The organism is Pseudomonas sp. FG35, assembly GCF_057809295.1.
Genome location: NZ_JBMDJR010000005.1, coordinates 415,127 through 427,689, shown reverse-complemented (window position 1 = coordinate 427,689; position 12,563 = coordinate 415,127). Strand labels below are relative to the sequence as shown.

At 60.6% G+C, this 12,563-nt stretch carries 11 protein-coding genes; 2 read left to right on the top strand and 9 right to left on the bottom strand.

All coding sequences use genetic code 11. From position 1 onward, the window contains the following. Positions 1–34 precede the first annotated feature (34 nt). The 5 genes from ACODTD_RS13325 to ACODTD_RS13305 all read right to left on the bottom strand — a co-directional run bounded on the left by ACODTD_RS13325 (position 35) and on the right by ACODTD_RS13305 (position 6,600). Entirely contained in the window at positions 35–1,177 is a 1,143-nt protein-coding gene (locus ACODTD_RS13325; protein ID WP_007953506.1) for an ABC transporter ATP-binding protein, read from the bottom strand. Between the two features lie 73 nt (positions 1,178–1,250). Continuing rightward, entirely contained in the window at positions 1,251–2,348 is a 1,098-nt protein-coding gene (locus ACODTD_RS13320) for a polyamine ABC transporter substrate-binding protein (protein WP_201818863.1), read from the bottom strand. A 187-nt stretch (positions 2,349–2,535) separates the two neighbouring features. Beyond that, positions 2,536–3,648, bottom strand: a complete 1,113-nt coding sequence (locus ACODTD_RS13315; protein WP_011336446.1) for a polyamine ABC transporter substrate-binding protein — start codon at positions 3,646–3,648, stop codon at positions 2,536–2,538. A 172-nt stretch (positions 3,649–3,820) separates the two neighbouring features. Continuing rightward, positions 3,821–5,185, bottom strand: coding sequence for an aspartate aminotransferase family protein (locus tag ACODTD_RS13310; protein ID WP_011336447.1), 1,365 nt, complete (start codon positions 5,183–5,185; stop codon positions 3,821–3,823). 56 nt (positions 5,186–5,241) lie between these two features. Then, the gene (locus tag ACODTD_RS13305; RefSeq protein WP_011336448.1) at positions 5,242–6,600 is read right to left on the bottom strand and encodes a glutamine synthetase family protein; all 1,359 of its coding nucleotides are present in this window, start codon (positions 6,598–6,600) and stop codon (positions 5,242–5,244) included. 729 nt (positions 6,601–7,329) lie between these two features. Here ACODTD_RS13305 and ACODTD_RS13300 point away from each other — a divergent pair. Next, on the top strand, positions 7,330–8,706 hold the full coding sequence (locus ACODTD_RS13300) for a glutamine synthetase family protein (RefSeq protein WP_011336449.1): 1,377 nt from the start codon (positions 7,330–7,332) through the stop codon (positions 8,704–8,706). 118 nt (positions 8,707–8,824) lie between these two features. Next, complete coding sequence (locus tag ACODTD_RS13295; RefSeq protein ID WP_007953517.1) at positions 8,825–9,451, top strand: TetR/AcrR family transcriptional regulator; 627 nt, start codon at positions 8,825–8,827, stop codon at positions 9,449–9,451. 110 nt (positions 9,452–9,561) lie between these two features. Here the strand turns inward: ACODTD_RS13295 and ACODTD_RS13290 are convergent, their stop codons facing one another. The 4 genes from ACODTD_RS13290 to ssuD are packed head-to-tail and all read right to left on the bottom strand — an operon-like array spanning position 9,562 to position 12,548. Beyond that, positions 9,562–9,777: a TOBE domain-containing protein gene (locus ACODTD_RS13290; RefSeq protein ID WP_007953520.1), complete on the bottom strand. Its 216-nt coding sequence runs from the start codon at positions 9,775–9,777 to the stop codon at positions 9,562–9,564. A gap of 27 nt (positions 9,778–9,804) precedes the next feature. Further along, complete coding sequence (gene ssuB / locus ACODTD_RS13285; protein ID WP_221615780.1) at positions 9,805–10,611, bottom strand: aliphatic sulfonates ABC transporter ATP-binding protein; 807 nt, start codon at positions 10,609–10,611, stop codon at positions 9,805–9,807. Then, positions 10,608–11,390, bottom strand: a complete 783-nt coding sequence (gene ssuC, locus ACODTD_RS13280) for an aliphatic sulfonate ABC transporter permease SsuC (protein ID WP_221615781.1) — start codon at positions 11,388–11,390, stop codon at positions 10,608–10,610. The genes ssuB and ssuC overlap by 4 nt, the downstream gene beginning before the upstream one ends. A 9-nt stretch (positions 11,391–11,399) precedes the next feature. Further along, positions 11,400–12,548: an FMNH2-dependent alkanesulfonate monooxygenase gene (gene ssuD, locus ACODTD_RS13275; RefSeq protein ID WP_011336452.1), complete on the bottom strand. Its 1,149-nt coding sequence runs from the start codon at positions 12,546–12,548 to the stop codon at positions 11,400–11,402. Between the last annotated feature and the right edge of the window lie 15 nt (positions 12,549–12,563).

Here is a 12,563-nt window from a genome sequence, read left to right as displayed (position 1 = left end):
ATTCGATTGAGCCGGCGTTTGAATTTGCGCATGTTCATGAGCGAAGTACCACGCCGCTGTCGTCTTCCCACCACACATAGACCTGATCGCCCCAGGTCGGACGTGCACCACGGCGCTCGGCGTTGGCCACGAACGACTGCACCAGCTTGCCGCTCGGCAATTCGACGTAGAACACCGAGTGACCGCCGAGGTAGGCGATGTCATGCACCTTGCCGCTCGACCAGTTGTACTCGCAGGTCGGCTGATCGGCGGTGACCAGCAGTTTTTCCGGACGGATCGCGTAGGTCACGGACTTGTCCTGCACCGAGGTGCTGATGCCGTGGCCGACGTAGATCTGCCGGTCGAGGTCCTTGCAGGTAATGGTCGCGTGGCCTTCGGCGTCGTCGATCACTTCGCCTTCGAAGATGTTCACGTTACCGATGAATTCGCAGACCAGGCGGCTGGTCGGGGTTTCGTAGATGTCGATCGGGCTGCCGATCTGGGCGATCCAGCCCAGGTGCATGATCGCGATGCGCTCGGCCATGGTCATGGCCTCTTCCTGGTCGTGGGTCACCATCACGCAGGTCACACCCACGCGCTCGATGATCTCAACCAGCTCAAGCTGCATCTGCGAACGCAGTTTTTTATCCAGTGCACCCATCGGTTCATCGAGCAGCAGCAGTTTCGGCCGCTTGGCCAGCGAACGCGCCAATGCCACACGCTGACGCTGACCGCCGGACAACTGGTGCGGCTTGCGCTTGGCGTACTGGCTCATCTGCACCAGCTTGAGCATCTCGGCCACGCGGGCGTCGATCTCGGCCTTGGGAATCTTGTCCTGTTGCAGACCGAACGCGATGTTCTGCGCCACGGTCATATGCGGGAACAGGGCGTAGGACTGGAACATCATGTTGATCGGTCGCTCGTACGGCGGCATGTCGGTGATGTCGACACCGTCGAGGAAAATGCGCCCCTCCGTGGGCCGTTCGAACCCTGCCAGCATCCGCAGCAGAGTGGATTTGCCCGATCCCGAACCGCCGAGCAGGGCGAAGATCTCGCCCTTCTTGATTTCCAGGGACACATCGTCCACGGCAACCGTCTCGTCGAACTTCTTCGTGACCCGGTCGATTTTGACCAGCACCTGTTTCGGTGTCTGGTCGCCCTCGAGGGCTTTCTTATAGGCGCCGGAGGCAACTGCCATTTACAAAACTCCCAGAAAAAAAGAGTGCAGTTCGCCCACGCAAGACGAACCCAGGATAGTTTGTACGTTGAAGCTATTTACCCGACTTGACCTTGGTCCAGCTGCGGGTCATCAAACGCTGAATGTTCGGCGGCAACTCGATCGACACGTAGGTCTTGTCGAGCACGGCCTGCGGTGGATAAACCGACTCGTCGGTGCGGATGGACTGCTCCATCAGCTTGTCCGAACCCGGATTGGGGTTGGCGTAACCGACGTAATCACTGACCTGGGCGATCACCTCAGGTTTCAGCAAATAGTTGATGAAGGCGTGGGCCTCTTTGACGTTGGCCGAATCCTTCGGAATCGCCAGCATGTCGAACCACAGCGCGCCGCCCTCTTTCGGGATCGAGTAGGCGATGTTCACGCCCTTCTTGGCTTCTTCGGCGCGATTCTTGGCCTGGAAGATGTCGCCGGAGAAACCGATGGCCACGCAGATGTCGCCGTTGGCCAGATCGCCGATGTATTTCGAGGAGTGGAAGTAAGTCACGTACGGACGCACCGCCAGCAGTTTGGCTGTGGCCTTCTCGTAATCCTTGGGATTGGTGCTGTTGGCGTTCAGGCCCATGTAGTTGAGCACGGTCGGCATCATTTCATCGGCCGAATCGAGGAACGCCACGCCGCAGCTGTGCAGCTTCTTGATGTTCTCCGGCTCGAACAGCACGCTCCAGGAGTCGATCTTGTCGACGCCGAGCACGGCCTTCACTTTATCGACGTTGTAGCCGATGCCGTTGGTGCCCCACAGGTACGGTACGGCGTACAGGTTGCCCGGATCGTTCTGTTCCAGGCGCTTGAGCAGCACCGGATCGAGGTTGGAATAGTTCGGCAGTTGCGCCTTGTCGAGCTTCTGGAACGCGCCCGCCTTGATCTGCTTGCCGAGGAAGTGGTTCGACGGCACGACCACGTCGTAGCCGGTACGCCCGGCGAGCAGCTTGCCTTCCAGGGTTTCGTTGGAATCGAACACGTCGTAGACCGGTTTGATCCCGGTTTCTTTCTGGAAATCGGCCAGGGTGGTCTCGCCGATGTAATCCGACCAGTTATAAATATGCACAGTACCGGCGGCTTGGGCACCGACAGCGAACGTCAGGCCGGCAGCGGCCAGCAGGGCATTGCGCAAAGAAGAAAAAACAGGCAAGTGGAGGTCCTCTGATTTAGTTGGGCCCAAGTTGCCCCGTGCTGCATGACAGTCACGGTTGCCCGGCAACAAAACCGGCGCGCAACTTACCTTCGAAAAACCGTTCCAGCAAAACTTTCTGTCATTTAATTGCACCGCTGACCGCCCGGGTGAAGGCGACGGCCAGCGGTGGCTGCTTCAAACCGGCTTATTTACCGGATTTGATCTTGGTCCAGCTGCGAGTGATCAGGCGCAGGGTGGCTGCGTCCAGATCGCTGATCGCATAGAGCTGCTTCTTCACTTCAGCCGAAGGGTAGATGCTCGGATCGCTGGTGATTTCCTTGTCCACCAGGGCGGTGGCCGCCTTGTTGCCGTTCGGGAAACGCACGGCGTTGGTGATTTCGGCCATCACTTTCGGCTCGAGCAGGTAGTTCATGAACTTGTAGGCGGCTTCGACGTTTTCGGCATCCTTTGGAATGGCGACCATGTCGTAGAAAGTACCGGCACCTTCTTTTGGAATGGTGTAGGCCAGTTTGACCTTGTCACCGGCTTCCTTGGCGCGGGTCTTGGATTGCTCCAGGTCACCCGAGTAGCCGACCGCTACGCAGATGTTGCCGTTGGCCAGGTCCGAGATGTACTTCGAGGAGTGGAAGTAAGCCACCGAAGGACGAATCTTGAGGAACAGGTCTTCGGCGGCTTTCAGGTCAGCCTTGTCTTTGCTGTTGGTCGGTTTGCCCAGGTAGTGCAAAGCCGCCGGAATCATTTCGGTCGGTGCGTCGAGGAAGCTCACGCCGCAGCTTTTCAGCTTCTCGATGTTTTCAGGCTTGAACACGATGTCCCAGGAATCGATCTTGTCGATGCCCAGGGCAGCCTTGACCTTGGCCGGGTTGTAGCCGATGCCGATCGAACCCCACATGTACGGGAACGCGTGTTTGTTGCCCGGGTCGCTGGCGTCGCCAACGGCCTTGAGCAGGTCTTCGTCGAGGTTCTTCCAGTTCGTCAGCTTGGACTTGTCCAGTTCCTGATAAACGCCGGCCTTGATCTGCTTGGCCAGGAAGTTGTTGGAAGGCACCACGATGTCGTAACCGGATTTGCCGGCCAGCAGCTTGGCTTCCAGGGTTTCGTTGCTGTCGAAAACGTCATAGACGACCTTGATGCCCGTCTCTTTTTCGAAATTGGCAACCGTGTCCGGCGCGATGTAGTCGGACCAGTTGTAAACGTGCAACACCTTGTCGTCCGCCTGAACCGCACCCGCCATCACGCCCATCAGGGACATGGCGAGCAGAGTCTTGCCAGCGAGCTTTTTGCCTAATGCCTTCATGCGTTAATGCTCCAAATTTTTCTTTTTTGAACCACTTTGTTCAGCGGCCGAACCCGGACAACTGGAACCGCGGCTAGTCTGGCAAGATCCGAGGCGGTCTTTCAAGAAAAGACCAGCCTTTCTGACAGCTCCGAGCGACAGCGCAACAGCTCCATCGCTCAGAGCCTAGCACTTAGCCCTGCAACGCACTCAGGGTCAGGTCCAGGCACTTGCGTGCCTTCGTCACCAGCTCATCGATCTCCGCCTTGCTGATCACCAGCGGCGGCGCGATGATCATGGTGTCGCCCACGGCACGCATGATCAGCCCGTTGTCGAAGCAGAACTGGCGGCAGATCATGCCCACACCCTTGCCTTCGTAACGCTTGCGAGTGGCCTTGTCCTGCACCAGCTCGATGGCCCCCAGCAGGCCGACTCCGCGCACTTCACCCACCAACGGGTGATCGTTCAGTTCGCGCAGACGTTTCTGCAAATACGGTGCCGTTTCTTCATGGGCGCGTTCGATGATTTTCTCTTCGCGCAGAATCCGGATGTTTTCCAGACCCACCGCCGCCGCCACCGGGTGACCGGAGTAGGTGAAGCCGTGGTTGAAATCGCCGCCCTCGTTGAGTACCGCCACCACTTCATCGCGCACGATCAGGCCACCCATCGGGATGTAGCCGGACGTCAGGCCTTTGGCGATGGTCATCATGTGTGGTTTGAGGTCGTAGAAATCGCTGCCGAACCATTGGCCGGTACGGCCAAAACCGCAGATCACTTCATCGGCCACGAACAGAATGTCGTACTTGGCGAGGATTTCCTTGATGCGCGGCCAGTAGGTGTCCGGCGGAATGATCACGCCGCCAGCGCCCTGGATCGGCTCGGCAATAAAGGCACCGACGTTATCCACGCCGACTTCCAGAATCTTTTCCTCCAGCTGATTGGCCGCCCAGATCCCGAACTCTTCCGGGGTCATGTCGCCGCCTTCGGCGAACCAGTACGGCTGGGCGATGTGGACGATGCCCGGAATCGGCAGGTCGCCCTGTTCGTGCATGTAAGTCATGCCGCCCAGGCTTGCGCCGGCCACGGTGGAACCGTGGTAGCCGTTCTTGCGGCTGATGATGACCTTCTTGTTCGGCTGGCCCTTGATCGCCCAGTAGTGGCGAACCATACGCAGCATGGTGTCGTTGCCTTCGGAGCCGGAGCCGGTGAAGAACACGTGGTTCATGCCTTCCGGCGCCACGTCGGCGATGGCCTTGGCCAACTCCAGTGCTGGCGGGTGGGCGGTCTGGAAGAACAGGTTGTAGTAAGGCAGTTCGCGCATCTGCTTGGCGGCCGCATCGGCCAGCTCGTCGCGTCCATAACCGATCGCCACACACCACAGACCCGCCATGCCATCGAGGATCTTGTTGCCCTCGCTGTCCCACAGGTACACGCCCTTGGCGTTGGTGATGATCCGTGGACCTTTTTCTTTCAGCTGCTTGAAGTCGCTGAACGGAGCCAGGTGGTGATCGCTGCTGAGGGCTTGCCACTCACGGGTTTGCGGGTTGTTGCTGGTCATGCCAATTCTCCTTGTTATCGGTGAAGGCGCGGCGGCTGGCCACCGCGCCCGGCGTATCAGACGGCGAAGAGCAGGTACTCACGCTCCCAGGAACTGATCACGCGCTTGAAGTTTTCATGCTCGGCCCGCTTGACCGCGACGTAGCCGGTGATGAAGGTCTTGCCCAGATACTTCTCGATGGTCGCGCTGTTTTCCATACGCTCCAGCGCGTCCTCGATGGTCAGCGGCAGGCGCAGGTTGCGGCGCTCGTAACCACGGCCCACGACCGGCGCGCTCGGGTTGATGCCTTCGACCATGCCGATGTAGCCGCAGAGCAGGCTCGCGGCAATCGCCAGGTACGGGTTGGCGTCGGCGCCCGGCAGGCGGTTTTCCACCCGGCGGTTCTGCGGGCCGGCATCCGGTACGCGCAGGCCCACGGTGCGGTTTTCTTCGCCCCACTCCACGTTCACCGGCGCCGAGGTGTCCGGCAGGAAGCGGCGGAACGAGTTGACGTTCGGTGCGAACAGCGGCAACAGCTCAGGGATCAGTTTCTGCAGGCCACCGATGTGGTGCAGGAACAGCTGGCTCATGGTCCCGTCATCATTGGAGAACACGTTTTTGCCAGTCTCGATGTCGATGATGCTCTGGTGCAGGTGCATCGCACTGCCCGGCTCGCCGGTCATCGGCTTGGCCATGAAGGTCGCGGCCACGTTGTGCTTGAGGGCGGCCTCGCGCATGGTGCGCTTGAACACCAGGATCTGGTCGGCCAGCGACAGGGCATCGCCGTGACGGAAGTTGATTTCCATCTGCGCCGTGCCGTCCTCGTGGATCAGCGTGTCGAGGTCCAGTTCCTGCAATTCGCACCAGTCGTAGACGTCTTCGAACAGCGGATCGAATTCGTTCGCCGCTTCGATGGAGAACGACTGACGACCGATCTCCGGACGCCCGGAGCGGCCGACTGGCGGCTGCAACGGATAGTCAGGGTCGTCGCTGCGCTTGGTCAGGTAGAACTCCATTTCCGGCGCCACGATCGGCTGCCAGCCCTTGTCGGCATAGAGTTTCAGGACTTTCTTGAGGACGTTGCGCGGCGACAGCTCGATCGGGTTGCCTTGCTTGTCGTAGGTGTCGTGGATCACCTGGGCGGTCGGCTCGATGGCCCAGGGCACCAGGTACACGGCGTTCTGGTCGGGACGGCAGATCATGTCGATGTCGGCCGGGTCGAGCAGTTCGTAATAGATGTCGTCTTCGACGTAGTCGCCGGTCACGGTCTGCAACAGAACGCTCTCTGGCAGGCGCATGCCTTTTTCGGCGATGAACTTGTTGGTCGGCGAGATCTTGCCCCGGGTAATGCCGGTCAAGTCGCCGATCATGCATTCGACTTCTGTGATCTTGTGGTCTTTCAACCAATCGGTGAGCTGGTCGAGGTTGTTACTCATAAATGCCTCTGGGCTGAGTCTCCTGACAGATGTCAGGCAATGTTTGACGCACCAAGCGTCGCGTTAAAGGGCCTTGCTTGCGCGCAGTGCCGGCTTACGCCCGGCACCGCGCATAGACAATGAAGGAGGAGCTTACCTGCCCTTTACGCTGGCGTTGCATTTCCTGTGCACATCCCGGGCGTGCAGAATCACGGGCACGACGACGGACGCGGTGCAGGCCGGGAGAGGGAAAGAGATCTATATTGAAAGGAGAACCGCTAAAGAGGATGCCCTCGCACACGTCCAGAATATCGGACGCTGTCGCTCGATCTGCCACGGGCTGGGAGATCGCTGACACGTTGCAGGCCTTGCTGGCCGCGCTGCGGACGGACGTGTCGCCACTGATGTGATAAGCATGCAGACCTGACTGCAAAGAGCAGTCGGTGACGCCGATTAACGGCAGGCGAGACATGAAGCACCCCGGTATTATTGCTGTTATGGGTTTGATCGGAGCTTAGCCTTGTTCATTTTTTTACACAACACCCCCGTAAAAAATACAACACGGCCTGCTCAAGCCTGCGGGTGGCGCGTCTTTCACGGATAAAAAAATGCCCCAAAGTGCCCCATAAATGCCCTCGCAGCGCTTTTTCAGGGCACAAAAGGCCTCGCTTGACTTCGGCAGGCCGTTCGGGTTGACTGAAACCAGAAAAGATCAATGATTGATATTTTTAACAACAAAGGTGTTGCATCATGTCGGTACCCCCGCGTGCCGTTCAGCTTAACGAAGCGAACGCGTTCCTTAAGGAACATCCTGAGGTTCTGTACGTTGACCTTCTGATTGCGGATATGAATGGTGTGGTGCGCGGCAAGCGCATCGAACGCACCAGCCTCCACAAGGTTTACGAGAAAGGCATCAACCTGCCGGCCTCTCTATTTGCTCTGGATATCAATGGTTCGACGGTGGAAAGCACCGGCCTGGGCCTGGACATCGGCGACGCCGACCGTATCTGCTATCCAATCCCCGATACCCTGTGCAACGAGCCATGGCAGAAGCGCCCGACCGCGCAACTGTTGATGACCATGCACGAACTCGAAGGTGACCCTTTCTTCGCCGACCCGCGCGAAGTGCTCCGTCAAGTTGTTGCAAAGTTTGACGAGCTTGGCTTGACCATCTGCGCCGCGTTCGAACTCGAGTTTTACCTGATCGACCAGGAAAACGTGAACGGCCGCCCTCAGCCGCCACGCTCGCCGATCTCCGGCAAACGCCCGCATTCGACTCAGGTTTACCTGATCGACGACCTCGACGAATACGTCGACTGCCTCCAGGACATTCTGGAAGGCGCCAAAGAGCAAGGTATTCCGGCCGACGCCATCGTCAAGGAAAGTGCCCCGGCGCAGTTCGAAGTGAACCTGCACCACGTCGCCGACCCGATCAAGGCATGCGACTACGCGGTCCTGCTCAAGCGTCTGATCAAGAACATCGCCTACGACCATGAAATGGACACCACTTTCATGGCCAAGCCGTACCCGGGCCAGGCAGGCAACGGTCTGCACGTCCACATTTCGGTTCTCGACAAAGAAGGCAAAAACATTTTTGCCAGCGAGGATCCCGAGCAGAACGCCGCGCTGCGTCACGCGATCGGCGGTGTGCTCGAGACCCTGCCCGCGCAGATGGCTTTCCTCTGCCCGAACGTCAACTCCTACCGTCGTTTCGGCGCACAGTTCTACGTGCCGAACTCGCCGAGCTGGGGCCTGGACAACCGCACCGTGGCCCTGCGCGTACCGACCGGCTCCGCCGACGCGGTCCGTCTGGAACACCGCGTTGCCGGCGCCGACGCCAACCCGTACCTGCTGATGGCTTCGGTGCTGGCGGGCGTGCACCACGGTCTGACCAACAAGATCGAGCCACCGGCTCCGACCGAAGGCAACAGCTACGAGCAGAACGAGCAGAGCCTGCCGAACAACTTGCGCGATGCCCTGCGCGAGCTGGACGACAGCGAGGTGATGGCCAAGTACATCGATCCGAAATACATCGATATCTTCGTCGCCTGCAAAGAGAGCGAACTGGAGGAGTTCGAACACTCCATCTCCGACCTCGAGTACAACTGGTACCTGCACACCGTTTAAGCGGACTGCAGCAAAGGAAAACGCCGTTGGCTTCTCAGCCAGCGGCGTTTTTTTATTGGCCTCTGTGGCAGACATTCAAGCTCTGCGTACAATGCCCGCTGCCCCGCAGGAGACTTTCATGACGCGTCCCGCCCCCGTCCGCAAACCCCGTGCCCGCAGTCAGGCGCGGATCGATTCGATACTCGACGCCGCGCGCACGCTGCTGGCCGCCGAGGGCGTGGCGAGCCTGTCGATCTACAGCGTGGCCGAGCGCGCGCAGATTCCGCCCTCTTCGGTCTACCACTTCTTCGCCAGCGTCCCGGCGCTGCTCGAAGCGCTGACCGCAGATGTGCACGCGGCCTTCCGTGCCTGCCTGCAAGCACCGATCGATCACGATGCCCTGCGCGACTGGCGCGACCTGTCACGGCTGGTCGAAGAGCGGATGCTGGAAATCTACGGCGAGGATGCCGCCGCTCGCCAGCTCATTCTCGCGCAGCACGGCCTGACCGAAGTCACCCAGGCCGACCGTCAGCACGATCTTGAGCTGGGCGACCTGATGCACAAGCTGTTCGACCATCACTTCGAACTGCCGCGACTGCCGGATGACGTCGACGTGTTCGCGCTGGCCATGGAGCTGGGCGACCGCGTCTACGCCCGCTCGGTGCAGCAGCACGGCCAGATCACCCCGCGCATGGCCGAGGAAGGCATGCGGGTGTTCGATGCCTATATCGGGCTGTATCTGCCGCCGTATCTGCCCAAGCGCTGAGACATGATCGTTCCCACGCTCTGCGTGGGAACGATCAACATCAGCGATCAGCGAACAACAAAAAACCCCGAAGGGCTCACACCCTTCGGGGTTGTTTTTGTCCCACGCCCTTACAACTTGGCGATGGACACCTCGGTGGATTTCACGAAGGCGATCACTTCGCTGCCGACCTCCAGTTCCAGCTCCTTGACCGAACGGGTGGTGATCACCGACGTGACGATGCCGGAAGCGGTCTGTACGTCGATTTCCGACAGCACGTCGCCGAGAACGATCTCCTTGATCGCGCCTTTGAACTGGTTGCGTACGTTGATGGCTTTGATAGTCATGGCATTGATTCCTGTCGTTTGCTTGAGTTATTGAGCCCAACGCAGTTGCGTAGGCAAGGGTGAAACGGGTTCCGGCGCCGGCGGTTCGCCGGGCAGGGACAACACACGGTTGAGCACTTCGGTTTCCAGCGCCGCCAGGCGATGGGAGCCACGCACCCGAGGGCGCGGCAGTTCCACTGGCAGGTCAAGGCCGACTTCGCCGTCCTCGATCAGAATCACCCGGTCGGCAACCGCCACCGCCTCGCTGACGTCGTGGGTCACCAGCAACACGGTGAAACCATGCTGCTGCCAGAGACGTTCGATCAGTTGCTGCATCTCGATCCGGGTCAGCGCGTCCAGTGCGCCCAGCGGTTCGTCGAGCAGCAACAGACGCGGTTGATGAATCAGCGCCCGGGCCAGCGCCACACGCTGCTTTTGCCCGCCGGACAGAGCCGCCGGCCATTCGTTGGCGCGATCGGCGAGGCCGACTGCATCCAGCGCCTGCAAGGCTTGCGCACGCCAGTTGCCCTTGAGACCGAGACCGACGTTGTCGATGATCTTTTTCCACGGCAGCAGCCGTGCTTCCTGGAACATTAACCGGGTGTCATCCCGCGCATCGGTGAGCGGTGCGGAACCCGCGAGCAGATCGCCGCCGGTGGGTTGATCGAGGCCGGCAAGCAAGCGCAGCAACGTGCTTTTGCCGCAGCCACTGCGCCCGACCACGGCGACAAACTGCCCCGCCGGAATATGCAAGTCGATACCGCGCAGCACTTGCCGCGAGCCGAAGGTCTTTTGCAGATTGCGCACCGCCAGCGGAATCCCGCGCAGCAGGCGTGGAGGTTGTTGAGCGGTCATGCCGCACCTCCTTTCGCCACTTGATACGCCGGATGCCAGCGCAGCCACACACGTTCAAGGCCACGGGCCGCGAGGTCGGCCAGTTTGCCGAGCACCGCGTACAGCAGAATCGCCAGCACCACCACGTCGGTCTGCAAGAACTCGCGGGCGTTCATCGCCAGATAACCGATGCCGGAGCTGGCAGAAATGGTTTCCGCGACGATCAGCGTCAGCCACATGAAGCCCAGGGCGAAGCGCACGCCGACCAGAATCGAAGGCAGCGCACCCGGCAGAATCACCTGCCAGAACAGGCTAAAACCGGACAGGCCATAACTGCGGGCCATTTCCACCAGCGCCGGATCGACGTTGCGGATGCCGTGATAGGTGTTGAGGTAGATCGGGAACAATGTGCCCAATGCCACCAGGAAAATCTTTGCCGACTCGTCGATGCCGAACCACAGGATCACCAGCGGAATCAGCGCCAGGTGCGGCACGTTGCGGATCATCTGCACCGAGCTGTCGAGCAGGCGTTCGCCCCACTTCGACAGGCCGGTGATGAAGCCCAGCACCAGGCCGATGCTGCCACCGATGGTGAAGCCCAGCGCGGCGCGCCAGCCGCTGATTGCCAAGTGCGTCCAGATTTCGCCGCTGCGCACCAGACTCACGCCGGCTTCGATCACCGCCACCGGCGCCGGCAGAATCCGTGTCGACAGCCAACCGGCCAACACCGACAACTGCCACACCGCCAGCAACAACACCGGCAACGCCCAGGGCGCGAGGCTGTGGATAAATTTCTTCATGGCGGCGCCTCAGCTCTGGGACGCGGCTTTGGGAAGAATGTCGTTGGCCACCATCTCGCCGAACGGGCTGACGTAACCGGCGCTTTTCGGCAATTCCGGGCGCTCGACGTCGAGGTGCGGGAACAGCAGTTCGGCCACCCGATACGATTCTTCGAGGTGTGGATAACCGGAGAAGATAAAGGTATCGATGCCCAGATCCGCGTATTCCTTCACCCGTGCAGCCACGGTCGGGCCGTCGCCGACCAGCGCCGTGCCAGCACCGCCGCGCACCAGACCGACGCCGGCCCACAGGTTCGGGCTGACTTCGAGGTTGTCGCGGCTGCCACCGTGCAGCGCGGCCATGCGCTGCTGGCCGACCGAGTCGAACCGCGCCAGCGAAGCCTGAGCGCGCTTGATGGTGTCGTCGTCGAGATGCGAAATCAGGCGATCCGCCGCCTGCCAGGCTTCAGCGTTGGTTTCCCGCACGATCACATGCAGGCGAATGCCGAAGCGCACGGTGCGACCGAGCTTGGCCGCTTTGGCGCGAACCTGTTCGATTTTCTCGGCCACGGCTGCCGGCGGCTCGCCCCAGGTCAGGACCATTTCCACTTGTTCGGCGGCCAGATCCTGCGCCGCTTCCGACGAACCACCGAAATACAGCGGCGGACGCGGTTGCTGGATCGGCGGATAGAGCAATTTGGCGCCCTTCACGCTGATGTGCTCGCCATCGTAATCCACGGTTTCGCCTTCCAGCACGCGGCGCCAGATCCGGGTGAATTCCACCGAGGCCTGATAGCGCGCTTCGTGATCGAGGAACAGACCGTCGCCGGCCAACTCTTCCGGATCGCCACCGGTCACCAGGTTGAACAGCGCACGACCGCCGGACAGACGATCCAGCGTTGCCGCCTGACGCGCCGCCACCGTCGGGGAAATGATCCCGGGGCGCAGGGCGACAAGGAATTTCAGACGCTGGGTCACCGGGATCAGCGATGCTGCCACCAGCCACGAGTCCTCGCACGAACGGCCAGTGGGAATCAGCACGCCGCCGAAACCCAGTCGATCCGCCGCTTGCGCGACCTGTTGCAGATAGCCATGGTCGACGGCGCGGGCGCCTTCGGCGGTGCCAAGGTAATGGCCGTCGCCGTGGGTCGGCAGGAACCAGAAGATGTTGAGGCTCATGGAGTGGTCTCCTTG